Source organism: Asaia sp. A2 (assembly GCF_057319415.1).
Window position 1 is genome coordinate 39,476 of sequence record NZ_JBXWTO010000007.1, and the last position, 23,594, is coordinate 63,069.

The 23,594-nt window shown below is 61.2% G+C and carries 18 protein-coding genes and 1 tRNA gene; 6 read left to right on the forward strand and 13 right to left on the reverse strand.

The window, feature by feature from the left end; translation table 11 throughout:
• Positions 1-250 precede the first annotated feature (250 nt).
• Positions 251-3,193, forward strand: a complete 2,943-nt coding sequence (locus ACWNRM_RS07545) for an Rne/Rng family ribonuclease (protein ID WP_485170235.1) — start codon at positions 251-253, stop codon at positions 3,191-3,193.
• 451 nt (positions 3,194-3,644) lie between these two features.
• Here the strand turns inward: ACWNRM_RS07545 and ACWNRM_RS07550 are convergent, their stop codons facing one another.
• Positions 3,645-4,019: a hypothetical protein gene (locus ACWNRM_RS07550; RefSeq protein WP_485170236.1), complete on the reverse strand. Its 375-nt coding sequence runs from the start codon at positions 4,017-4,019 to the stop codon at positions 3,645-3,647.
• Positions 4,016-5,467, reverse strand: coding sequence for an exodeoxyribonuclease VII large subunit (xseA, locus tag ACWNRM_RS07555; protein ID WP_485170237.1), 1,452 nt, complete (start codon positions 5,465-5,467; stop codon positions 4,016-4,018). Before xseA ends, ACWNRM_RS07550 begins: the two co-directional genes overlap by 4 nt.
• Positions 5,468-5,525: 58 nt before the next feature.
• On the opposite strand from xseA, the gene purD reads away from it, so the two are divergent.
• Complete coding sequence (gene purD / locus ACWNRM_RS07560; protein WP_485170238.1) at positions 5,526-6,782, forward strand: phosphoribosylamine--glycine ligase; 1,257 nt, start codon at positions 5,526-5,528, stop codon at positions 6,780-6,782.
• 316 nt (positions 6,783-7,098) lie between these two features.
• Here purD and ACWNRM_RS07565 read toward each other — a convergent pair whose 3' ends face one another.
• Positions 7,099-7,566 carry a hypothetical protein gene (locus ACWNRM_RS07565; RefSeq protein ID WP_485170239.1) on the reverse strand — a complete coding sequence of 156 codons (468 nt, stop codon included), beginning with the start codon at positions 7,564-7,566 and terminating at the stop codon, positions 7,099-7,101.
• A 238-nt stretch (positions 7,567-7,804) separates the two neighbouring features.
• On the opposite strand from ACWNRM_RS07565, the gene ACWNRM_RS07570 reads away from it, so the two are divergent.
• Positions 7,805-8,989 (forward strand): acyltransferase family protein, encoded by a 1,185-nt coding sequence (locus ACWNRM_RS07570; protein WP_485170240.1) that lies wholly within the window; start codon positions 7,805-7,807, stop codon positions 8,987-8,989.
• Between the two features lie 106 nt (positions 8,990-9,095).
• Here ACWNRM_RS07570 and ACWNRM_RS07575 read toward each other — a convergent pair whose 3' ends face one another.
• The 3 genes from ACWNRM_RS07575 to polA form a co-directional block, all read right to left on the reverse strand.
• A complete protein-coding gene (locus ACWNRM_RS07575) occupies positions 9,096-10,760 on the reverse strand; it encodes an ABC transporter substrate-binding protein (RefSeq protein WP_485170340.1) in 1,665 nt (554 codons plus the stop codon).
• Between the two features lie 61 nt (positions 10,761-10,821).
• Positions 10,822-11,448 (reverse strand): SCO family protein, encoded by a 627-nt coding sequence (locus ACWNRM_RS07580; protein WP_485170241.1) that lies wholly within the window; start codon positions 11,446-11,448, stop codon positions 10,822-10,824.
• Positions 11,449-11,451: 3 nt separating this feature from the next.
• Positions 11,452-14,211: a DNA polymerase I gene (gene polA, locus ACWNRM_RS07585; protein WP_485170242.1), complete on the reverse strand. Its 2,760-nt coding sequence runs from the start codon at positions 14,209-14,211 to the stop codon at positions 11,452-11,454.
• Between the two features lie 131 nt (positions 14,212-14,342).
• On the opposite strand from polA, the gene ACWNRM_RS07590 reads away from it, so the two are divergent.
• Positions 14,343-15,461: an alpha/beta fold hydrolase gene (locus tag ACWNRM_RS07590; protein WP_485170243.1), complete on the forward strand. Its 1,119-nt coding sequence runs from the start codon at positions 14,343-14,345 to the stop codon at positions 15,459-15,461.
• Between the two features lie 137 nt (positions 15,462-15,598).
• Positions 15,599-15,675: transfer RNA gene (locus ACWNRM_RS07595), tRNA-Arg, on the forward strand.
• Between the two features lie 138 nt (positions 15,676-15,813).
• Here ACWNRM_RS07595 and ACWNRM_RS07600 read toward each other — a convergent pair.
• From ACWNRM_RS07600 to ACWNRM_RS07615, 4 genes are all read right to left on the reverse strand, one after another.
• Positions 15,814-16,203 carry a GlcG/HbpS family heme-binding protein gene (locus ACWNRM_RS07600; RefSeq protein WP_485170244.1) on the reverse strand — a complete coding sequence of 130 codons (390 nt, stop codon included), beginning with the start codon at positions 16,201-16,203 and terminating at the stop codon, positions 15,814-15,816.
• A 214-nt stretch (positions 16,204-16,417) separates the two neighbouring features.
• Positions 16,418-16,759: a hypothetical protein gene (locus tag ACWNRM_RS07605; RefSeq protein WP_485170245.1), complete on the reverse strand. Its 342-nt coding sequence runs from the start codon at positions 16,757-16,759 to the stop codon at positions 16,418-16,420.
• Complete coding sequence (locus ACWNRM_RS07610) at positions 16,737-16,889, reverse strand: hypothetical protein (RefSeq protein WP_485170246.1); 153 nt, start codon at positions 16,887-16,889, stop codon at positions 16,737-16,739. Before ACWNRM_RS07610 ends, ACWNRM_RS07605 begins: the two co-directional genes overlap by 23 nt.
• Positions 16,890-17,358: 469 nt before the next feature.
• Positions 17,359-17,673, reverse strand: coding sequence for a DMT family transporter (locus ACWNRM_RS07615; protein WP_485170247.1), 315 nt, complete (start codon positions 17,671-17,673; stop codon positions 17,359-17,361).
• Between the two features lie 251 nt (positions 17,674-17,924).
• Here ACWNRM_RS07615 and ACWNRM_RS07620 point away from each other — a divergent pair, with 251 nt between their 5' ends.
• Positions 17,925-18,986, forward strand: coding sequence for an oxidoreductase (locus ACWNRM_RS07620; RefSeq protein ID WP_485170248.1), 1,062 nt, complete (start codon positions 17,925-17,927; stop codon positions 18,984-18,986).
• A 63-nt stretch (positions 18,987-19,049) separates the two neighbouring features.
• Here ACWNRM_RS07620 and ACWNRM_RS07625 read toward each other — a convergent pair whose 3' ends face one another.
• The 3 genes from ACWNRM_RS07625 to ACWNRM_RS07635 form a co-directional block, all read right to left on the reverse strand.
• On the reverse strand, positions 19,050-20,576 hold the full coding sequence (locus ACWNRM_RS07625) for a glycoside hydrolase family 32 protein (RefSeq protein ID WP_485170249.1): 1,527 nt from the start codon (positions 20,574-20,576) through the stop codon (positions 19,050-19,052).
• Positions 20,577-20,768: 192 nt separating this feature from the next.
• Positions 20,769-22,247 (reverse strand): DUF2252 domain-containing protein, encoded by a 1,479-nt coding sequence (locus ACWNRM_RS07630; protein ID WP_485170250.1) that lies wholly within the window; start codon positions 22,245-22,247, stop codon positions 20,769-20,771.
• 101 nt (positions 22,248-22,348) lie between these two features.
• A complete protein-coding gene (locus ACWNRM_RS07635; protein WP_485170251.1) occupies positions 22,349-23,587 on the reverse strand; it encodes an SLC13 family permease in 1,239 nt (412 codons plus the stop codon).
• Positions 23,588-23,594: the final 7 nt, after the last annotated feature.

Consider the following 23,594-nt stretch of genomic DNA (forward strand, 5'->3'; position numbering starts at 1 on the left):
AGGTCAGTCTTCCAGGCCTGGGCGCAGATGACAACTCGCAGGGGCCGCATGAAATCTGCCAGTCTCGTTTTGTGGAAAACTACCGGAGCAGGCATCGACCTGTGTCCGACGCTGTTCCGCGAGCGCTGGTCTGATGGCTCTTTCTCACAAACCACGCCTCGACATTCTGCCGCGCGCGCCGGAAACACCACTGTGTCTGCACAGGGTTTGATACCGGCCGTGACAAGGGCTGACCGGAGTCTCCTTATTTATGAACAAGCGTATGCTGATCGACACCACACACGCGGAAGAAACCCGCGTTGTGGTCATGGATGGTGATCGTCTCGAAGATTATGATATCGAAACATCATCAAAAAAGCAGATCAAGGGCAACATCTACCTCGCCAAGGTCATTCGCGTAGAGCCCAGCCTTCAGGCTGCTTTTGTCGATTACGGCGGCAACCGTCACGGCTTCCTTGCCTTCAGCGAAATCCACCCGGATTATTTCCAGATTCCGGTTGCCGACCGCGAAAAGCTTCTCGCCCTTCAGGACGAAGATCTCCGCGCCGATGAGCGCGTCGAGACCGAGAACGAAGGCGCCGAGGTCAGCGCGGACGCGGAACAGGCCGAGCCTGCAGAGCAGCCCGATTTCGAAGGCCGCCCCGAGACCGTTGGTGGTGAGCATGACACGGGTGACGAGGGTGCGGCTGCCCGTCGCACGGCCCGCTTCCTGCGTAACTACAAGATCCAGGAAGTCATTCGCCGTCGTCAGATCCTGCTCGTTCAGGTCGTCAAGGAAGAGCGCGGTAACAAGGGTGCGGCTCTGACCACCTATGTCTCGCTGGCGGGACGTTATTGCGTGCTGATGCCCAATGCCCTGCGCGGCGGCGGCGTATCGCGCAAGATCACATCCGACAGCGATCGCAAGCGCCTGCGCGACATCATTGCCGAGCTCGACCTGCCGCGCGGCATGGCCATGATCGTGCGCACGGCTGGTGCGCAGCGTCCGGGGCCCGAAATCACGCGTGACTGCGAATATCTGCTTCAGCTCTGGGACGATATCCGCAACCATACGCTGTCTTCGGTCGCGCCGACGCTGATTTATGAAGAAGCCAATCTGATCAAGCGCGCCATTCGCGACCTGTTCAGCAAGGATATCGAAGAAATCATCATTGATGGTGAGCCGGCCTGGAAGAATGCGCGTGAGTTCATGCGTCTTCTGATGCCGCATAACGCCAACAAGGTAAAACTCTGGCGCGACCAGAGCCAGAGCCTGTTCGGCCGCTACCACGTGGAAGGCCATCTGGACGCGATCTTCTCGCCCACGGCCCAACTGAAATCGGGTGGCTATCTGGTGATCAACCAGACCGAAGCCCTCGTCTCGATCGACGTGAACTCCGGCCGTTCGACCGGTCAGCGCAATATCGAGGATACGGCGGTCCGCACGAACCTCGAAGCCGCTGAGGAAGTCGCCCGTCAGCTCCGTCTGCGCGATCTTGCCGGGCTTGTCGTGATCGACTTCATCGACATGGAAAGCCGCAAGCATAATGCGATGGTCGAGAAGCGCCTGAAGGATGCCCTGCGTTCTGACCGCGCACGCATACAGATTGGCCAGATCTCGCATTTCGGCCTGCTGGAAATGTCCCGCCAGCGTCTGCGCCCGTCGATTTCGGAAGCCGTTCTGGTTCCCTGCCCCCATTGTCAGGGTACAGGCCATGTGCGCGGCATTGAAAGTGCCGCCCTGCATGTGCTGCGCGCCCTGGACGAGGAAGGGCTGAAGCAGAAAGCCGCCGAGATCAGTGTCCACATCACGTCGGGCATCGCGCTCTACATCCTCAACAACAAGCGTGACTGGTTGGGCGAGATCGAACAGCGCCACCGCATGCGCGTGTCGTTCCAGCCGGATGACAGCCTGACACCGGCCGATCTGCGTATCGAACGCGTGCGCCCGCAGGTTCCTGCCGAGCAACGCGCGCCGCAGCCCGAGCGTCATGAGCCTGGAGCGACCCCCGCCGCATCTGCGTCCATCGGCGTGGAAGAGGAGTCCGATCTGGACGCGGTTTCGGCCGAGGAAAGCCGTGATGAGGCGCCGCGCGAGGAAAACAGCCGTGAAGATGGCGGTCGCCGTCGCCGTCGCCGTCGCCGTCGCAATGGCCGACGCTCGGATGAGTCGCGCGACATGCCGCAGGCAGCCGAGGCCGAGACCTCTGATGAAGCAGAGGACGAAGAAGGCACGGCCCCTGAGCAGGACGTCGTGGCATCGCGCGGCGATCAGGCAGCTGGCGACAGCGAAGCCCTGATCGTTCCCGGCCGTCGTCGCATGCGGACGCGTCGTGTCTCCCGTGAGGAACGCGGCCAGACCGAAGCGCCGCGCGAAGCCCGCGCCCAGGAGCCCCGCAAGGCTGAGACACGCGACAACGCGGACCGCAACGGTGAGCGCAATGGCGCGAAGCGTGGGAACGAGGATCGCCGTCGCAACCAACCGGAAAACCGCTGGAATGGCCCCACCCCGGCCGATCCCTTCGGTGGTGCCTCGTTCGACATCTTCGATATGATCGAACAGGCAGAATCCCGTCTGGGTGCACCGTCTGCGCGCAATGACGAGCCGACGCCCACTCTGGCAGATAGCGCGGCCGACAATGGCGCGGAATCTGCAAGGGCTGAAAGCGCTGCTTCGACCGCCAGCCTTTCGGCAGAAGCGCCCGCCGAAACGGCTGCAAGCCGCGTTCGCGAGGGTGATGAGGCTGGCGCCCGCAAGGGACGTGGCCGTCCGCGTCGTCGTCCGGTGGCTGCCGAGCAGGCCGAACCTGCGCCGACTGCACCGGTAGAATCAGACTCAGCTTCCGTAGCTGAGCCTGTGGCCGTGGCTGAGGCCGATCAGGACAAGCCCGCAGCCCGTCGTCGCGGCCGCCCTCGCAAGGCACTTGCTGCTACTGCCGCCCTGCCTGAGGGTGATGTTGTTGCCGCAGAACCTGCAGCGGCAACCGCCGATGCGCCCAAGCCACGCCGTGGCCGCACGCCGCGCAAGGCAGCTGCAAGCGACGTCGAGGCTGACAGCGCTGTAAAGGCAGAGGGAAAGGCCGCGAAGGCGCCCGCCAAAGCCTCCGCTCGCCGTGGCAAGGCCAAGGCCGATGATGCGGCCCCGGTCGTGCAGCCCATCAATGTCGATGAGGTTGCACCCGCCAAGCCCCGTACGGGCTGGTGGAAGCGGTAACCGCAACAGACTTCATTGCTGAAGCAGGAAAACGGGGCGGCCCACACCGCCCCGTTTTTTTCAGTGTGGAAGAGCGGATGGCGAGGCGCGGTATCGCAAGCGGCCACGAGAAGACATCCAGACAGAAGGGATTTTCCAAAGCTGTGATAGGAACGAAGCGCCCGTGCAATCTCAATATCAATCTAGGTCAATACGCGCGAAGGCCACATTGACCCGCATGCCGAAGCGGGGCCATCCCGGCAGTCAAGGGTCGCACCCAGCTTTGCCTCGATTCATTATCGAGCGAAACAATGCAAAAATTGAACGCGCTCTACATTCGCCCTATGTGTTATACGCTCACCAAGCAAGTGCCGCCACATCTCAACGAAGTAGGCTCGCTTCCTGACCGTATCGCACTATCAGGTGAATACAGCATCTAGTTGGGAAACCGGGGTAGATATGCGCCCCCAACTCAGCGGCACACGCTCGGTGCACCGGTCGCTGCGATATACGTGCCTGTCAGCGGGTTGAAGCAGGCGTTTTGCGGGCAGGTGCTGCCTGAGGCCAGACCGTCACTGAAGACCTGCCCGCCCATGCGGTTGGTCTCTTGCTGAACAGCACCGCAAAGAGGGGTGTTGATCGGGGCCGAAGGATCATTGGTCAGTTGCGCCTCATTGGCGGGCAGCGGTGTTTCGCCGGTCAGGCCCGGTGCGAAGTCCTGCGGCGGGATACGCGCCTGGGTCTGGGCTTGCGCTGGCTGGGGCGCGGGCGTGTCGGCACAACCAGCCAGAAGCGAAACCCCAAGCAGACCGGCATGCGCGAGTGTGAGTGCGAAGCGCTTTTTCATAGTCCTAAATCCCCCTGTTCTTTCTTTTGCGTTCCCAGAGGGTCGAGCCGTCCCTGGCGCGTGCCATCTGCAAAACGAAGCGTAATGGCACCGCCACGTGGCCGCCCGGAAGCCGTTGTTACCGGCTTGCCCTGTGCATCCTGCACCAGTGCGTAGCCGCGGGCCAGAACCGCCTCGGGCGACACGGCCTCAAGCCTGCCCACCATACCGGACAATCTCGCCCGATCGAGACCAAGACGAGCGCTGACCGTTTCGGTTCCAAGACGCGCATGCGTGAATGACGCGCGCTCCTGCTGCATGCGATAACGGATGCCCGAAGCCAGAGCGGCACTCGCCAGGCCAAGACGCGCCTGCTTCTGGCCCATGAAATGAGCAGCCGAGGGCATGCGTCCCTCAAGCGTCATGAGACGTTGCCGGGCTTTTGCCGCCACCATGGGCAGGGCAAGCTCAAGGCGTTGTCCGCGCTCGTCCAGCCTGAAACGCGCCGTTTCCAGCAATCCCGGCAGATCGGGCAGGCGTGCAACAATCTGGTCATGTCTCGCCCGGGCCATTTGCAGCTGCCGCGACAGGGCACCAGCAAGGCGTGCGCCGCGATGAGCCAGATCGGCCACCATCTCCGAACGAAGCGGAACGGCCATTTCAGCCGCAGCCGTGGGGGTGGGGGCGCGCTGATCCGACACGAAATCGATCAGGGTGGTATCAGTTTCGTGCCCGACCGCAGAGATCAGCGGAATGGGGCAGGCCGCCACGGCGCGAAGAACCGACTCATCATTGAAGGCCATGAGGTCCTCCAGCGAGCCACCACCGCGCGCCACGATCATCAGATCAGGTCGGTGCGCTTCAGGCAGGGTCGGGCTCGAAAACCCCTCGATGGCCGCCGCGATCTGGGCCGCAGCGCCCTCACCCTGCACAGCCACGGGCCAGACCAGAACCGGGCGTGGAAAGCGACGTGACAGTGTGGTGAGAATATCGTGCAGCACCGCCCCGCGCCTCGATGTCACGAGCCCGATCAGCCGTGGCAGGAAGGGCAGCGGCTTCTTGCGCTCGCTGTCGAACAGCCCTTCGGCCAGAAGCTTCTGGCGCAGCTTCTCGATCTTGGCGAGAAGGGCTCCCTCACCCGCAAAACTCATCTGGTCGATGACAAGCTGATAGCTCGACCTGTCGCCATAGGCCGAAACGCGGCCGGTCGCGATCACCTCGACCCCGTTCTCGGGCACCATGCCAAGGCGTGACACCGAGCCGCGCCAGATCACGCCCGATATCTTGCCTCCCTGATCTTTCAGGGAGAGATAGATATGGCCGGAGGGATAGCGTTTGAGTTCGGTAATCTCGCCGCGCACACGCACGCGGCCGAAGCTGCCTTCGAGCGTACGCTTGATGGCGCCGGAAATTTCACTGACCGAATATTCGGGGACATTCCCGCTCGCGCTGTGATCGTTTTCGCTCATGAGCACAGTCTATGCTACGGAACGCGGGCTACGACCAGTCAGAACAGGAAGAATGACAATGCGGGTGTTACTTGTCGGATCAGGCGGACGCGAACATGCTCTGGCAGCCTGCCTCTCCCGCTCTCCGGAGCTGGAAACGCTCTTCATTGCACCGGGCAATCCGGGCATGCAGACGCTTGGTACGCTGGTCCCTCTTGCCGCCGATGATGTGACGGCCCTCGTGAATTTCGCCCGTGAACAGCGAATCGATCTCGTCGTTCCCGGCCCGGAAGCGCCGCTTGTCGCTGGTCTCGCCGATCTCTGCGCTAGAGCCGGCATTGCCTGCGCTGGGCCGAGCCAGGCCGCGAGTGCGCTCGAGGGCAGCAAGAGCTTCACCAAGGATGTGGCCGACGCCGCCGGTATTCCCACGGCACGATGGGAGCGTTTTGAGGAAGCAGAACCTGCCCTCGCCTTCGTGCGTCGCCGTGGAGCCCCCATTGTCATCAAGGCCGATGGTCTGGCCGCCGGCAAGGGCGTGATCGTGGCCCTGACGCTCGAAGAGGCCGAGGCCGCCATCATCGATATCCTGACCGATCGCAGTTTCGGTGCCGCCGGCGCCAGCATCGTGATCGAGGAATGTCTTGTCGGGCAGGAAGTCTCGCTGTTCGCCTTCTGCTCTGACGGCGAGGCTGTGCTGATTGGTGCCGCGCGCGACCACAAGCGCATTGGTGAAGGGGATACAGGGCCCAATACCGGAGGCATGGGTGCCGTGTCGCCGCCGCCCCATTTCGATCGCGACGCGCAGGAAAAGGCGCTCGATATCATGGTGCGCCCGATGCTGGCCGAGATGGTCCGGCGTGGGACGCCCTTCAGGGGAATCATCTTTGCAGGGCTGATGCTGACCGAGGAAGGCCCCAAGCTGATCGAATACAATGTGCGTTTCGGCGACCCCGAGGCACAGGCCCTGCTGATCCGCCTGCAATCCGATCTGCTGCCCGTGCTCAAGGCCCTTGCCGAGGGACACCTTGATGACGCCGCCATCAGCTTCACCGATGAGGCCTCAATTTCGGTCGTGCTGGCGGCGCGTGGCTATCCGGGCACCCCTGCCAAAGGCGGGGTGATACGAGGCATCGAGCGGGCCGACGCCGTGCCGGGCGTACAGGTGTTTCAGGCCGGCACAGCCATGCAGGACGGCAAGCTCGTCGCATCCGGTGGCCGCGTCCTGACCGTGTGCGCCACAGGCGCAACGCCCGAAGAGGCACGGGCACGGGCCTATCAGGGCGTCTCGGCTATAGATTGGGATGACGGGATCTACCGTCGCGATATCGGTCTCTGAAGCCAGACTGACCCGCCTGCAAATGCGTCGGGGCGGTTCGCAAGGCATCAACCTGGTCCCGGTGTCGAAGCAGGCGAGATAATTCTGCCTGCCGGATACGAAAGCCCGAGTCAGCGCCGGATCAAACCGGCCGCGTCAGGCTTGGGTCTGACCCGTGGCCGCATCCGCCTGAGGGACGGCGCGTGAGCCCAGAAACACAATGCGCAAAGGCATGCGTACTCTTCTCCCTCGCCGGGATAGGAGCCGCCTTACGCAAGGATACGGTGAGCCTCTCCCCGGCCCGGCAATCAAACCGGACCGGGAGGGCTTTGAAGCCCTAGCGGTATTCCGTCATTTCGACAGGGGCCGTGGGCTCAAGGAACGACGGGTCCATTTGGCTTTCCTGCGCAAGCGACGTAATCTCATGATGTTGTCCTTCTTCCGAGCCCTTTACATCCAGCGGGGCATGGTCATTGAGGATTTTTCTGATCCTGGCCTCGTTCAGCGTAGATGACGCCACGGCAACCAGCACAGGCTCGTTCCGCGCGCGGCTCTCGTGATAAAGCGCCACCTGATGCGCCTTGTCCGAACCGGGCTGTGGATGATCATTGATCAGCCACGTCCACACACCCGGTGGACGATGAAGCTCGTTGCCCGTTCGCATGGCCTCGGCAGGGGCATCGCCTGCCTGCAGGGGATATTGGTGGATTGTCTCTGATGGGATGTCACAAACCAGAAGGTCATCAACAGCGATCTGGGCATGACGGGCGGTATCGAATACCGCCATGATCGTATGCTGCATCATCGTGTTCTCCATGACGCCGTGACGACACGGCGACATCTTCACGATAGCGAAAATAACGTTATGCGTCCCATATATCACGTTATATTGAAGTTATAGATAACAGTCTACCTTTGCCGCCGCGCCTGAGGATCCACTGACGCGACAAGGATGGGCCGCGCTCGCGTCGCATCGGCCATCATGGTGCCATGACGGGATGTCAGGTCGCAGCGTCATCATCCCTGCGGAGCTTTGCCACATCATGAGCGCGCCTCCGTGTCCCCTGCCCTCTTCCGCCATGCCTCTCGCTTGCGCGCAGGACAGGATCAACCCGCGTCGCAATGACGGGATCGATTGCCTGCGTGGGATCGCCATTCTGCTGGTGGTCATTCATCATCTGGCCCTGCGTTTTCCCCTTACGGAAACCGGTCTTGCGGGCGTCATACCGTATCGCGTGCTGAGGATGCTGAACTGGGGCGGCATCAAGGGGGTGACGATGTTCTTCGTCATTTCCGGCTTCCTGATCACGGATCACATGATCAGACGCTACGGCCGTCCTGCCGCGCTCGACTGGCGCGCCTTCTCAGGCCGACGTGCTGCACGTATCCTGCCCTGCCTTCTTGCCCTCATCGCCATCTGTTGCATGCTTGGTGCGCTGCATGTGCCAAGCTTCGTGCCGGACCATCCGGGACAAAGCCTCGGTGGGGCAGCCTTTTCCGCCCTGTTCATGCATCTGAATGTCTATGAGGGCCGCACAGGATATCTGCCGGCTTATTGGGATGTGCTCTGGTCACTCTCGGTCGAGGAAGTTTTCTACCTCGCCTTCCCGCTGATCTGCCTGAGCCTCGGTCATTCGAGAACAACCCTGCTGATCTGTGCAGCACTCCTCGCGCTCGCCTCGCCGTATTTCGAGTGGCAACTGCGTGATGCCACTGAGATATGGCAGGAAAAGGCCTATGGCCCCGGCATGAGCGCCATCGCTACCGGCGTGTTCGCGGCTCTGGTCGCAAGGCTAGCTTTGCATCGGCGTTATCGACTGGCTGTCACGATGGCCGGTTCAGCAGGCCTTGCCAGTATGGCGCTTTATCTTTTGCAGGGGGGCTGGTGCTGGTCCCTATTCGGGCTCGCGACACCCTTGTTTTTCAATACGGCCATAGGCTTGTGTGTCTGGGCTTTCGCCCGGGGATGGGGGGCCGCATATACGGGGCGACATACACTCTGGCTGCGTCGCTGGGGACAAGACAGCTATGAAATCTATCTCAGCCATATGTTCATCGTCATGCCCGTCGTCGCGCTCACCCGGTTATCAGGTCTCGATACCGGCTGGGCATGGCTGATCTACCCCCCGGCCCTGCTTGCTGTATTCGGCCTCGGCCGCGTGATCAGTTGCGGTTTTTCACAGCCGCTCGACAAGCGGCTACGTGGCTGGCCAGGCGCCACCCCATGAAAGCAGCGATCGTTTGGACGAGAGCGTGAGAGCATCTGAGCGCGCTCGTCACAGCATTACCCGACGAGATGTCTGACTGAAGGACGGGCACACAGGATTTGTATGCCTATTGCACCCAGACCTGCGAGATCAGCATGTGGTTGAGCAGTGAGTAGTGATAATTCCCGAGACGTTTCGAGACGAAATCCACATAGCGCATCTGAATGAGCGGTGTGACGGCGCTCTGCTCCATGGCCAATGTGCCCGCCTGTTCCCACAACGCGCGGGCCTGCCCTGCATCGAGGCTGTGCTCGGCCTGCATCATGAGCTTCTGAAGCCCGGGATGGCAGAACCCGCTCGCATTTGTCGCACTGTCAGAGTGAGGGCGTGCGTTGTCGCAGCCCAGCAAGGCATCCAGAAAAGTCGAGGGTGACGGGTAATCCGCATACCAGTAAGCCAGGCTGATCTGCACGTGATTGTCTGAATTGCGGGCATAGCCTTCCGCCGTGGCGGGTGTCATGGGGCGCACACTGGCCTGAAATCCCAGGGATTGCAGCATGTTCCGCAGATAGACCCCCATCGCCAGTCCAATAGCCTGATTGGGCACAACAAGCGTCACGCTTTGCCCGGCATGGCCACTCTGGCGGATAAGCGCCCGGGCGCGATCGATGTCGGGCCCCTGCCATTGCCCGGCATCGGATAGCCGCCCGAACCGGCATGGAATATCGGCCCCGGCAATACCATGAGGCACAATCTGGCAGAGCGGCTCGGCAATGGCCGAACCGCCATAGAGAATGGTCATCGCATGGCGGTCGATCGCATGATTGATGGCCTGCCTGACGGCAAGCGAGTCAAAAGGCGGCTCATGCACATTCAGGGCCAGATAATACAGGCCAAGAAGTGGCTGCAGGTGTACCTGATCGGTAAACCGGCTGCCCAGTTCGCCCAGCCGGTCCTGCGGCTTGGCATCGAGCATCGAGTCATACTGACCCTGCTCGATGGCGGTCACCTCAGCCTCATCAGACAGGCCGAAATCATAATCGATCCGATCGACATAGCCTTCGCTCTGCGCGGCCGGATTCCAGACCCTGAAATAGGGATTACGCCCGATTTCCATCCGCCGCGACGGATCATAATGCGTGATCCGATACGGCCCTGTGCCCGGCAGGGGCGTCAGCGCCGATTCCGTCGCCGGGGCATCCCTTGGCAGGATCACAGCATGAGGAAAAGCAAGCTTCTGGAGAAATTCACCGTCAGGGGCATCGAGCCGGATGGTGATGCGCCGCGTCGCCCGATCGGTCGTCACCCCCTCAAGACGACAATGGGCGGGATCGGCAAGGCAGGCCTTGGCGCCGGTAATATTGCCATAAAAGGACAAGGCGGTGGGGCTACCCACCTTGTAGATGCGGCGCAGCGATGCCGCTACATCCTCGACCGTTACCGGCGCGCCATTGGAAAAGCGTATCCCCTCACGCAGGCGAAACGCCCACACCAGACCATCCGCGCTCACCTCGGGGAGCGCCTCCGCCAGATCCGGCACAACCTCGAGCCCACGCGTCCCGTCGGCCTGACGATAGGTCACGAGCCCGTCATACATGTTCACGAAAAGCTGGATATATTCGCTGGTGTAATTGATTTGCGGGTCCAGCGTACCGCCCGGCGCATCGGCGGTCAGGCGCAACCCACCACCGCGATGAGGACTGCCTTGCGTGATGCCATCTGACATCGCGGGCAATGCTTCCTGCGCCGCGGGCGTCGCCGCCTGTGCTTCCCGGCTATGAAAGGGCGCCAGAAGAACGGCGCCCAGTCCGGCAAGGATGAGACCGTAACGCCCTCTCACGCTGCGCTACTCTTCAGCCGCGATGGGCAAGCTGATGGATGCGCGTCACCAGCGCCTCGGTCCCTGCTGTCGAATCGACCGTCCCGGCGTAACGCCCTTGCGGGTCCATGATCACAATGCGCGGGGCCGGGAGATGATAGGCTGTACCATCTTCGGCATGAATCATCTCGTTAGGTGCGTGAAATTCCTTTGCCACCCGGTCGATCATGCTGGGTGAGCCCGTGAGCGGCACGACGTGATCGCCCAGAGGCAGGGCGTATTTCTTGAGGTCGTCTGATTCATCATGAAGCGGGTCGAGCGTGATGGCCAACGGGGCAACCTTCACCCCTTCGCGCGCGAGAGCCAGCTTGGTATCGCTCATGGTTTTCAGCACCGGACCACACAGCCCCTTGGGACAATGCGTGTCGAAGAACCAGACCAGAACCCAGCTCCCCTTGAAATCGCCCTCGGTGACATTGCCCTCGCCCAGTGCGACCAGACGATAACTCCCGCCAATCTCGTTACCCTGGGTCGAAACCGTGCTGCCGTATTTCTCGGAAAGGCGATACGCGCTCCAACTGAGCGCCAGAGCGAGAATGAGGACGACGATGGAAAGACGCGGAGCGGTCCAGGTCTTGCGGGGTGTACGGTTCTTGTTCATTGCTTAATGTGCTTCCGCCCAGTTCTTGCCAATGCCTGTCTCGACAACCAGCGGCACACTCAATGTCGCTGCCTGCTCCATCTCGATACGGACGAATTCTGCCAGAGCCTCGGCTTGGTCAGCCCGGACCTCGAACAGCAATTCATCATGCACCTGAAGCAACATTCTGGCGTCCAGCCCGCTTTGTGGCAAGCGCCGCCCCAGACGCACCATGGCGCGTTTGATGATATCGGCAGCCCCGCCCTGCAGGGGGGCGTTGATCGCCTGACGCTCGGCATAAGCGCGTCTGGCCCCGTTCTTTTCGCCAATTCCCGGCACGTAGCACCGACGCCCCAGCGGCGTGGTGACGTAGCCATCACGCTTGGCATCGTCCTTGGTACGATCCATGTAATCGCGAATACCCGGATAGCGGGCAAAATACGCATCGATATAACGACGCGCCTCACCCGCAGGTATGCCAAGCTGACGCGCCAGCCCGAAAGCCGAAATGCCGTAGATAATGCCGAAATTGATGGCCTTGGCCCGTCGACGCGTCAGCGGGTCCATATTCTCAAGCGGCAGATTGAACACCTCGGCGGCCGTGCGGGCATGGATATCCTGCCCCAGGGTGAAGGCTTCCTTCAATGGGCCGATATCGGCCACCTCGGCCAGGAGGCGCAGTTCGATCTGGGAATAATCCGCCGAAACCAGCACATAGCCCTCTTCGGCAATGAAGGCACGGCGGATGCGCCCGCCTTCCTCGGTGCGGATGGGAATATTCTGCAGATTGGGGTCGTTGGATGACAGGCGGCCTGTGGTGGTGATGGCCATCTGGAACGAGGTGTGGACGCGATGGGTGCGCGCATCCATCTGCTGTACCAGCGCATCCGCGTAGGTCGATTTCAGCTTGGCGAGCTGACGCCACGCCAGAATACGCGAGGGGAGTTCATGCCCGGCATCGGCCAGTTCCTGCAACACCGATGAATCCGTGCCCCACGCGCCCGCCTTGGTGCGTTTCCCACCGGGCAGGTTCATTTCGTCGAACAGGATTTCGCCAAGCTGCTTGGGCGACCCCAGATTGAAACTGCGCCCCGCCAGAGCATGGATCTCGATTTCCATCTCGGCCATGCGCGAGCCGAAATCGGCCGACATGCGGCGCAGTTCCGCGGCATCGAGCTTGACCCCCGCCTGTTCCATATCCCTGAGGATGGCAACCAGAGGGCGTTCCATTTCCTCATAGAGCGCCAGCGCATGACGCTCGCGCAGGGCAGGCTTGAGAGCGAGCCACAGACGCAACGTCACATCGGCATCCTCGGCCGCATACTCCGTTGCGCGGGCTATGGGGACCTGTGCAAAAGGTACTCTGCTACGCCCTGTCCCCGTGACGGAGTCATAGGAAATTGGCTCATGGCCCAGATGCAGGCGTGACAGTTCATCCATGCCCTGACCGTGCTCACCCGCCGACTGGGCATAGGAAATGAGCATGGTGTCATCAACCGGCGCCACATTATCGATACCTGCGTGAGACAGCACGAGCAGGTCGTATTTGGCATTCTGGAAAATCTTCAGCACCGAGTCATCGGCCAGAAGCGGGCGCAGGGCTTCGAGCACCTCTGCCACATCCAGCTGGCCGCCCGCGGGATGCTCCAGCGTGCCCTCATGACGCAGCGGCACATAGGCCGCCTCGCCTGGTGCCACGGCCAGTGACAGACCAATCAGCGTCGCCTGACGGGCGTTGAGCGAATCCGTCTCGGTATCGAACGCGAAATACCCGCGGCGCTGTGCGCGGGCGATCCAGTTCTTGAGTGTGTCGATGGACTGGATGGTTTCATACGGGCCATAGGGCTTGTCGCCCTTGGTCGTCTCTTCGGTCGCTTCATTGGCCGTCGGCTCGACCTTACCGCCGCCGCGTTTGCCCGCCAGCGCCCCCAGACCCATGCGCTGAATGACCGAGTGGAACCCCATCTTTTCCAGAAAATCACGAAGGACGAGCGCGTCGGGCTCACGGCAGCCAAGGGCCTCGACAGGTTCAGGCAAGGGCACATCGCGTGCCAGCGTCACCAGCTTGAGCGAGATCCGGGCAGCCTCGGCATGGTCGATCAGCGATTGCTGCCGTTTGGACTTCTTCATGTCGGGAGCGGCCGCGAGGATCGCCTCCAGCGTGCCGAATTCCTGCACCAGCTGGGCCGCGCCCTTGGGCCCGATCCCCGGCACACCCGGCACGTTGTCGGTCGGGTCGCCCATCAGGGCCTGCACATCAATCACACGCTCTGGCGGCACACCAAACTTGGCCTCGACCTCGGCCAGTTTGATCGGCTTTTGCTTGATCGGATCGAGCAGGGCCACGCGATCGCTTACAAGCTGCATCAGATCCTTGTCTGACGAGACGATCGTGCACTGACCGCCCTCTTGCTCGATGATTTCGGCATAGGAGGCGATGATATCATCCGCCTCGAAACCGGCCAGCTCGATCATGGGCACATTGAAGGCCCGCGTCGCATCGCGAATGAGCGGGAATTGCGGGCGCAGATCTTCTGGCGCTTCGGGACGATGCGCCTTGTACTGGGGGTAGATGTCGTTGCGGAAGGTCTGGCGCCCGGCATCGAAAACAACGGCCAGATGCGTGCCGACATGATCGCGCAACAGACGTTGCAGCATATTGGTAAAGCCATACACCGCATTGACCGGCACCCCTTCGGGGCTGCTCATGGGCGGCAGCGCATGAAAGGCACGGAAAATGAAGCCCGAACCATCAACCAGAACCAGATGTTTCCCGGCGCTCATGCGGCAACCTGTATGATCGAGAATGACAAGCTGCGCATCTCCTTCTACGGGTACGCCATCATATGGCATCCCGGCGGGGCGGATTTGCGCCCCTACTGGCCAGCGCGCCCCGAGGACGCAATACTCTTCCGATGATACGAGAGTTCCGCCCACATTCAAACTACCGTCGCAGGGTAAGGGCGATCGATGCCTGCCCTGAGAAAGGCAAGAGCGCGTCCATTTCGCCACGGGCACGGCTCGCGCTCCTCGTTCCTGTCGTGATCTGTGGCCTGATCCTGTCGGGTTGCACCACCGCCCCACCCCGCCATGCGCCGCAACCACGCGGGCAGGAAGCCGCGCTTATTCTCGCCTCAATGCATATCACCCTGTCTGATGGTGCCGTTGCGCCGCTGCGTGTATGGCCTGCCAAAGCGCCGATGCGTGCCATCATTCTGGCGCTTCACGGCTTTGGTGACAGTCGCGACGCCTGGGAATTCTCTGCACCGCAGCTTGCCGCCTCGGGCATCGAAACCATAGCGCCCGATGCCCGAGGCTTTGGTGAAACAGCTAGTCGCGGCCGCTGGAGCAGCACCGCAAGGCTGGTTCAGGATGCGCGCGAAGAGGCCCGCTTCATCCATGCCCGCAACCCAACCGTGCCGCTTTTCATCATGGGGGAGAGCATGGGCGGCGCGGTTGCGACAATTCTGGCGGCCGATCCGCAGGCAGCTCGCGCAGGCGCGGGAGTGAGCGGCGTCATTCTCGTCTCTCCCGCCATATGGCGCTTTGACCCCTTCTCACGCCTCGTTCTGGAAGGGCTCGACACTATCGCCCCGGACTGGGTCTTTACCGGCGCGCATGTGCCGGGGGAGCATATCGCCACCAACAACATTGCTGCCCTGCGCCGACTCTATTTCGATCCCCTCACCCTGCATGAATATCGTCTGGACACATTGCACGGGCTGGTTGAACTGATGGCCGCCAGCGAGGGCCAGGCCCGGAATGTCCAACTCCCCATGCTCGTCCTGTACGGCGATCATGACCAGATGATCCCGGCCCCGCCCATGGCCTCGTTCTGGCACCACCTGCCTGCGGGCGTGCGCAAGGACCTCATTCCCGGGGGTCACCATCTGCTGCTGCGCGACCGCAATGGGCGCAATGCGACGGGTGACATCGCCTCATGGATTTTGCACCCGGACCAGCTTCTTCCCTCTGGCGGCGATGCCGCTGCGGCGGCATGGATGGCGGGTGATCCGGGCCATTTCGGCCCCTGAGCCTTGCCCGGCAATACGCCTACCGCAAGAGGTGTTGAGAGAGCGCCTGCTCGTAATACGGCGAGCACACGTCTGGTCGACATCCGAAAATTGGGACTGGCGTGCTCTGGAAAATCTGGGTATGAAGCGATCCAGCGGGACCCGTAGCTCAGCTGGATAGAGCGCCGCCCTCCGAAGGCGAAGGTCGAAGGTTCGAATCCTTTCGGGTCCGCCATTTCTCTGAAAATCACATCAGCTTCAACGGTCCTGTAGCGCGCCATGTTTTCTGCGGGCTTTTCAGCCTAGTCAGAGTGCACTTGCAGGCCAGCCCCCAACGTTGCGACGCGCTGGCTGGGGCCCGCAAAAGACAAACTCAGCTTATGCCGAAAGCCTTGATTGTCGCCTCGGCCAGACGGGCATCGGTCTCACCCTCCCCGCCGCTCAGCCCCAGCGCCCCGATGACCGCACCATTGACCATGATGGGTGCACCGCCCCCTGCAGGCAGAACATTGGGCAGGGCTGCAATCATGGTCTTGCCCGCATGCAGGGCCTTTTCCATATCCTCGGTCGGGCGCAGGAAAAGGGCTGAGGTACGTGCCTTGGACAGGGCGAGCTCAATGCTTCCCAGCTGCGTCCCGTCATCCTTCTTGAAAGCCACCAGATGACCACCGGCATCCACGATGGCGACCGCAACCCTCACGCCGCGCTCGCGGGCAATCTGCAAGGCACGGTCGATATAATCCAGGGCGGTAGCGAGCTGCATCGGAATCTTCTTTCTGAATAGGTCTGAAATCCGACTATAGAGACAAAAAATTGGGACGTCCGATCACGCAACGGCGAAGATTGTTGCGATAGCGATGTGCTCACCTGCCCCGAGCGCAGGACAGCCCTGATGCCCCGCACCATTGCGTGTGACAATGGCGAGTTTTGAAGAGGCTCGGCCTGCTGCCCTGAAAATGCGGCTTCATATGACGTGTTCAGTGATGGATGAAACCCATGCCGGTCTGCAGGGCCGTACGGGCCATTTCAGTCCAGAGCCCACCCATATGGCCTCCCCCTCCATGTGAGCCATGCGCGCCATCGCTCTGCTGCGCCTGATCATCAGCACCCGCGCCGCTGTCATCCATGTCTGGCTGCGTATGCGATGCACATCCGCAGAGGATCAGAACAAGGCAGAAACCGAGTGTCCGGGCCTTATATGGCAACGCCATGGAGCGTCTGGGCGCCCGCTCACCATCACGAGACCGCCCCCCGGCGTGCCGCCTTGCGTCGCTATCCTCAGGGGCAATCAGCACGTCACTCCGGATAGGAGGGATCATCGCCCATATCCTTCCCCATCGGGAGGGGGCGGCGGGGGCGGACATCCATGCGGGGGATGGTGCCAGCGCTGCCCGTCTCCTGGCGGCGGCCCACGATCATCATCCGGCGGCGGGGGCGGGTGTCCGTCATCTCCCCCCGGAGGTCCCCTTCCGTCCCGTGGTGGCGGCGGGGGGCGTCTGCATCGCTGTTCCTGCCCGTCCTCCGGTCCGGCGGATGAGGTGGCGCCATAACCGGGCGAGGCCGTATAGACCTGCCCGTTATAAACCGTATTGCTCTGCGCAAGCGCCGCAGAAACCGACCCGGCTGAAATGAGCACAAGCAATGCGGATGTCGTGATCCGGAGTATCATGAAAGGGCGTGATCCGTCTGGCGATTGTCCTGCTCATTCTATGGCAGGACGCTTCATACCGGACGAGGAACGAAGCGAAAGGGAATGTAACCGCCCCCATGCCTACTCGCAGTCCATCAGGGGACAGGATGCGCGATGACCTGAACGATCTTTGCGAGCGTGCAGGGGTGGAGCGCGATGCCCCCGGACCAGCACATCCCTTCGCAGCTCACGCACAGGCGGGAGGGCTGAGCTATGAAAAACCGCTTCTCACGTGGCCCATTTCAGCAGAAGCAGGCCAGCGAGAATGAGAAGAGCCGCAATGCAGCGCAAAGGACTGCCAGCCTCGCCAAAAAGCATGATCCCGATGATGAATGCCCCGATCGCCCCGATACCGGTCCAGATCATATAGGCAGTACCCAAAGGCAGGCTCTTCATTGCCCAGCCGAGAAGCCCGACACTCACCACCATGCCAATGATCGCTGCAAGGCTTGGCCAGAGACGCGTGAAGCCCTCGGATTGCTTCATGGCCGCAGCCCAGAAAATTTCGCACATACCGGCAAGAAAAAGCGCGATCCACGCCATGACGGACCTCCAGAAACGGGTTTCGCCGGGCCGTCCCGGTCTTGAAGCTCGCATGGAGGCAGGAACGTCGTCGCTGCTGGGGTCATCATAATCTGGCTGAAGACAGAGTTCAAATCGGCACGACGGGACAACTCGCGTCGTGCCATGGCGATTAACTCACCGAGACAGCCGGCAGCCTATCGAGATTTCAGGCGCTTGACCGTATGCCGGAACCGGAAAACAGATCGATGACACAAGGGGAGGAAATTCTCATGGCAGCACGCATCACGCAGGCGGCACTGGTCGGATATGGTTACGTGAGCCGTGTTTTCCACGCGCCTTTCATCGACTCCCTGCCCGAATGGAACCTGTATGGCATCGTGTCGAGCCGGGCAGATGAGGTCCGCGCAGACCACCCTGACTGCCGCGTCTATGACGATCCGCAGGCCGCTTTTGCCGATCCGGCGATTGATCTGGTGGTGATCGCCACCCCCAATGATACGCATTTCCCGCTGGCCTGTGCTGCCCTGGCTGCGGGCAAACACGTCCTGCTGGAAAAGCCCTTCGCCCTGTCACTCGATGAGGCGCGACAGATTATCGCAACGGCAGAACATCATGGGCGCGAACTCTGCGTCTTTCACAACCGCCGGTGGGACAGTGATTTCCTCACAATCCGCGCTGCATTGGAGAAGGGTGTCATTGGGCAGGTCCGTCATTTTGAATCGACCATCGATCGGTTCCGCCCTCAGGTGAGGGATCGCTGGCGCGAGGGGAAAGGCGCTGGTGCGGGTGTCCTGTTCGATATCGGCCCGCATCTTGTTGATCAGGCCCTTCAGATTTTCGGTCTGCCCGAGCAGGTTCAGGCCTCCATTGCCCTCCAGCGTGACGGCGCCCTCAGTGATGACTGGGCTCATATCATTCTGGAATATGGCCCGACACGGGTCATCCTCCATACGGGTTCACTGGCGGCGGGCGGGGCCGTCCGCTTTCGTGTGCATGGCACGGGCGGCACCCTGATCAAGACACTTGGCGATCCACAGGAAGGGCAGCTTCGTGCGGGGATGAAGCCGGGCGATAATGACTGGGGACAGGACCCGGATCGCCTGCAGATCCACACCGATGAAACGAGCTTTCATGAAACCGACGCCCTGCCGGGTGACCAGCGCGCGTTATATCGCCGCCTAGCAAAGGCCCTGTCAGGCGAGGGCGCAAACCCGATCAGGCCAATCGAAGCGCTCGCCGTCATGGCAGTGATCGAGGCAGCGGCCCAGTCGGCTCGGGAGAAACGGGCTGTTCCCCTCCCCCTGACGGAGGAGGAGAAGGCAGCTTACTGACCGCTCAGGGGTGAGCTGTAGAAGCAGGGGGGGGCAAGACGACCCTCTGCCCCTTGCGAGACTTCAGAGCGTCGCGCGGCACATCGTCTTGTCGAGCGTATGGATCTCAAGCGTCTCGATCGTGAACCCCGTCCCCTCGGTCACGAGCCGCAGGCGGTCGAGCGGTCTGGCCGGGTAAACGAGCGCCGTCGCCGTTTCCAGATACTCATTGGCGTAGAGTTCAAAGGCGCAGCCATCAAGGAACAGATGCAGGTCAACACTGCGGGCATCGGGATAATAGGCCGTGTTGACTGGCGCGGCGAAACGCCCCGTGAAGAACGGATGGTCGAACCCGCGCAGCTTGCTGCGGTCCAGCCAGATCTGCGTGGAGGGCACATCGTAACCAATCGACAGCTTCTCGCCCTCTTCATTGGCGAAAGCCAGTTCGAAGCGATTGATTACAGGGCCATTCTGACCCGGTTCAGTCTGGCGATATTCATCGGCGGTCAGGCGAATGACAATCTCGATGGCCTTGCCCACCGGGAGAGGGATTTCCCGACGCGTTGACACGGCAAGATAACGGTTCGCCTCGCTCAGGAACGGAAGGCGAAGTTTTTCCACGCCGCGTGGCTTCTGCACAAGGCGCGGATAGCCGTTGGTGTCCTGTATGATGCTCATGCTGCGCGGCAGCGACATCGCGCCACGCCAATCCTGCGTCGGAAGCTCCTGACAGTACTGCCAGTTCCCCATCCAGGCGATATTGACCGCCTCGGAATCCGGCATATTACTCCACACCTGCAGGGCATAGGCATCCTTGGCGAAATCGGTCAGACGGAGGATCGCATCGCAGGGTGTAAACACCGCGCCATCGAAATCACCGATGAAGTACTGCGTGACGCTACCCCCCATCGGGCTGCCTGGATTGATGGAGACAAACAGCACCCAGCGCATTGCGCCGGTCTCGTCCTTTACCTGAATGAGGTTGGGACACTCGTAATTGACGGTTGGCAGTCCCGCGGGGCCAAAATGGCTGAGATGCGTCCAGTGGATCAGGTCATTCGAGGCATAAAAGCCGATGCGATGATGATCGACCTCGGCAATGACCATCACCCATTTCTGCGTGGGCTCGTGAAAGATCACCTGGGGGTCGCGAAAATTTGGACTGCCGATATCGAGAACGGGATTACCCGCATATTCCTCGAAGCTCTGGCCGTTATTGTCACTGATTGCGAGATACTGGCTCTGTCGTGTCGGCAGGGAACGCGTGTAAATCGCTGCGATGTTGGTGCCATGGGCATTGGCGAACAGGCCCGACCGATTGTCACGATCGAGTACGGCACAACCTGTATAGGCCTGACCGTCAACCGTATCAGGTACAGCGATTGGCTGGTCTTTCCAGTTCAGCAGATCCGTGCTTGTGGCATGGCCCCAGCAGATAGTGGCTGAATACGCGGCGTCAGGGTTATGCTGATAATAAAGATGATATTGCGTGCCATCGAAAACGAGTCCGTTCGGATCGTTCATGAAGCCCGTGGGAGGCGTGAAATGAACTGAGGGTCGATACAGCTTGCCCGCCAGAGCGACGGAACATTCGGTTTTCCGGTCAGTCATGTTTTTCCAAGATCTTGTTGAAGATTATTTATGAAAACAGCCCCTTTTCAGTTAGGGACAAAACATAAATAGTGGCAAAATGCCAATTTGTCAATAATTCATGAAATAGACGCAGCTTGATACCGAGCCAGCCAACAGGTCGGCCCGGTGTTTCCGCTCGTCTCAGCCTGCCTCTGACCGACTGTTAATGGGCTACTGCGCGCTTCTGCCTCGCCCCGCACGCCGCCTGGTGTCCTGCCCCGCGCCCCGGCTCTTTTTCCGGTCTTTCGTTTCGCCAGTTACGCTAAGCCTGCCTGCATCGATCGCCGCGTTGAAATCTTCCCAGTCCTTGCGCGTCTGGCCGGCGTAAGCCTCGGCAAAATCGGCTATCGCTACGGCAAAGCTGTCGCTGCTGCCCAGATAACCCGCAATCTTCGCCACATCGCCCGAACGCGCATGAGCACGTGCCAGCGCCCTGCCGCACAAGGCGGCATAATCATCCAGCCCCTCCTGCGCCACATCCGCACCGATAGCGGCAAGACGACTATCCTTGAGGCGCCGCACATAGAACTGCCTGTTCGAGCCATCAGGCGCATGACGCGAGCGCTTCGTGCTCGTTGTATGGGTCCAGCCGAGGAACCTGTCTGAAGAAGCCTGCATCAGGCGCTGGCCCTCCACCACGCGTTGCCCCTGATTATCGTAGTGAGGCCCCTCGCAATAAGCCGCGAGCACTGATGCCTGCGCCTCCTTGATCTGCAGCAGCAGGGTTTCGCCATCGGCCGTGGCAAACAGACCGATGGCACAATAAGTGCCGACACTCCCCACCCCTACAACCTTGAACAGCACATCCTTCAGCCGGTAGCGCGACAGCAGTACCGCGCGTTCAGGGGGCTGGGTGGCGATGTAACGTGCGAAGGCCTGGTGGATGGTCTCGTCCTCGTCAGGCAGACGCACCACCAGCGGCGGTTTGACACGCAGGCTGGGTGTGTTCTTGTCAAATGAGACCAGACCGAAATGGTTGCGCGCGCTCTCAAGCCGCGCTTCCAGACGCTCACGCACGCCCTTGCGTGTATGCTTGTCGGAAAAATCGGCTATGGCGGCTGCAAGATCGATCCGGTCGGACCAGATTTCCAGCGGGCTCATCGGCGCAAGCCGGGCCATCTCATCCTGATAGGTCCGCACCGCCAGAAAAGCGTTATGCCGCGCCTGCCTGTCAGCCGCCCCTGCCTCCGCGCTTGCAAGAACCAGCGACGTAGCGAGACGCTTGATGTCCCACTCGAACGGGGCAGGACAGGTCTCGTCAAAATCGTTGATGTCAAAAACGGCTATACCATCAGCCGAAGCATAGGCCCCGAAATTGGCCATATGGCAATCACCACAGCTTTGCACATACGGCCCGCTGGCGACAGTATGGGCCAGATCGGCGGCCATGACGATGGCGCTCCCTCGCATGAAAGCAAACGGAGACACACGCATACGCTCATATCGGATTGGCAGCAGGTTCTGGATACGGCTCTCACCCTGCCTGATAAGCAGATCAACCGGGTCGACCCGATCCGAAGGCGGCTCCCATGCGGCGTGGGCGCTGCGGGGCACGGTTTTTCGGAGGCCCTGCCCTACCTCGTGACGGGTATCGCGTGTCTCTAAAACGGATGTGGCGATGGAAGCGGGCGGTTGCGAAAGTTCAGCCATGCGAAAATCAGCCTCGTATCGGTCAGGGAGCCTCCAGTTTTCCAGATGACATCCAATGATACAATCCGCCTGTCACGCTTCCGGGGGCGAAACACCTGCGCTCAGATCATTAGAACAAGCAAAGCGGCAATCAGGGCGGGTACGGTCAGCGCCATGCCAAAACGCATGAAGCGCCCATAGCTCATTTCAAGATCGTGCTTGCGCAGGATAATCAGCCAGAGCACCGTTGCCAGAGATCCGCTCAGCGTCATGTTCGGCCCCAGATCCACACCGATCAACAACGCATCCTGAAAGGCGCTCGCATGCGATGAGAGCATCGGGGCAAGCTGGGCGGCCATCAGGCCGGAGGGCAGGTTGTTGATGATATTGCTCAGAATGGCCATGCCAAAGCCCGTCACCATGACGGCCTCGGTACCGTGACCACAGGCGAGAATGAACCGGACAAGCGAGGCGATAACATCACTCTGCTCAACGGCTGCGACAAGCACGAAGAGACTGGCAACCAGCGGGAAAACCGACCAGGAGATTGCGCTGAGCCCGGGCAGAGGAGACTGGCGGCGGCGCAGCGTTATCACGGCATAAAGCGCCACCCCTCCCGCAGCTGTGGCCCAGCCCAGCGAACCATGCATGAACGAAACGAGGGTCAGCAGCAGCGTGATGACGAACAGGGCCAGCGCACTGAAGCGCGCCGTCGTATCCAGCTCTGGCAACGGTTCCGACTGGTCGAACTCGACCTTTATCCTGTGTCGCATCATCCAGAAAAGCATCACAAAGCTGATCCCGATTGCCATACAGGATGGCACGAGAAAACGCCCCAGCCAGGGCACGAGGCCGGGGGGTGCCCCTCCATAAAGTACAAGATTGGCCGGATTGCTGATTGGAAGGAGAAAGCTCGCCGCGTTGGCGACAAAGGCGCAGGCCAGGAGCGAAGGATAAGGATCGATCCTGGCCTTGCTGGCGACGGCAATAACGGGCGGTGTCAGCAGGATGATCGTGGCATCATTGGAAAGAAAGGCCGTTGTGACGATTGCGACAGCAAAGATGAGCAAGAACAGTCTTTGCCCGGAACGGCTCGCCCGGCTCAGCGCGAAGGCCGCCAGCCAGTCGAACAGCTTCTCCTGCCGTGCCACTTCGCTCAGCAGCATCATGCCCAGCAGAAACAGATACACTTCCTTGCCCGAGGCGATTGCCCGGCCAGCATCATGCCAAGGGAGAATCCCTGCAAGCGGCAGGGTTACGGCGGCGAGTGACGTCCAGAGCGCCTCGGGCAATTGCCACGGCCGTAGCAGTAATCCCGCTACAGCGAAAAGACAGGCCCCCCACAGGATAAGCGCCTCCATGGCGGTT

What these genes read in the sequence shown, in the direction of transcription:
- ACWNRM_RS07545 (WP_485170235.1), top strand. Translation starts at nt 251, where the DNA reads ATGAACAAGCGTATGCTGATCGACACCACACACGCGGAAGAAACCCGC.
- ACWNRM_RS07550 (WP_485170236.1), bottom strand. Translation starts at nt 4,019, where the DNA reads ATGAAAAAGCGCTTCGCACTCACACTCGCGCATGCCGGTCTGCTTGGG.
- xseA (WP_485170237.1), bottom strand. Translation starts at nt 5,467, where the DNA reads ATGAGCGAAAACGATCACAGCGCGAGCGGGAATGTCCCCGAATATTCG.
- purD (WP_485170238.1), top strand. Translation starts at nt 5,526, where the DNA reads ATGCGGGTGTTACTTGTCGGATCAGGCGGACGCGAACATGCTCTGGCA.
- ACWNRM_RS07565 (WP_485170239.1), bottom strand. Translation starts at nt 7,566, where the DNA reads ATGATGCAGCATACGATCATGGCGGTATTCGATACCGCCCGTCATGCC.
- ACWNRM_RS07570 (WP_485170240.1), top strand. Translation starts at nt 7,805, where the DNA reads ATGAGCGCGCCTCCGTGTCCCCTGCCCTCTTCCGCCATGCCTCTCGCT.
- ACWNRM_RS07580 (WP_485170241.1), bottom strand. Translation starts at nt 11,448, where the DNA reads ATGAACAAGAACCGTACACCCCGCAAGACCTGGACCGCTCCGCGTCTT.
- polA (WP_485170242.1), bottom strand. Translation starts at nt 14,211, where the DNA reads ATGAGCGCCGGGAAACATCTGGTTCTGGTTGATGGTTCGGGCTTCATT.
- ACWNRM_RS07590 (WP_485170243.1), top strand. Translation starts at nt 14,343, where the DNA reads ATGATACGAGAGTTCCGCCCACATTCAAACTACCGTCGCAGGGTAAGG.
- ACWNRM_RS07600 (WP_485170244.1), bottom strand. Translation starts at nt 16,203, where the DNA reads ATGCAGCTCGCTACCGCCCTGGATTATATCGACCGTGCCTTGCAGATT.
- ACWNRM_RS07605 (WP_485170245.1), bottom strand. Translation starts at nt 16,759, where the DNA reads ATGATCCCTCCTATCCGGAGTGACGTGCTGATTGCCCCTGAGGATAGC.
- ACWNRM_RS07610 (WP_485170246.1), bottom strand. Translation starts at nt 16,889, where the DNA reads ATGACGGACACCCGCCCCCGCCGCCGGATGATGATCGTGGGCCGCCGC.
- ACWNRM_RS07615 (WP_485170247.1), bottom strand. Translation starts at nt 17,673, where the DNA reads ATGGCGTGGATCGCGCTTTTTCTTGCCGGTATGTGCGAAATTTTCTGG.
- ACWNRM_RS07620 (WP_485170248.1), top strand. Translation starts at nt 17,925, where the DNA reads ATGGCAGCACGCATCACGCAGGCGGCACTGGTCGGATATGGTTACGTG.
- ACWNRM_RS07625 (WP_485170249.1), bottom strand. Translation starts at nt 20,576, where the DNA reads ATGACTGACCGGAAAACCGAATGTTCCGTCGCTCTGGCGGGCAAGCTG.
- ACWNRM_RS07630 (WP_485170250.1), bottom strand. Translation starts at nt 22,247, where the DNA reads ATGGCTGAACTTTCGCAACCGCCCGCTTCCATCGCCACATCCGTTTTA.
- ACWNRM_RS07635 (WP_485170251.1), bottom strand. Translation starts at nt 23,587, where the DNA reads ATGGAGGCGCTTATCCTGTGGGGGGCCTGTCTTTTCGCTGTAGCGGGA.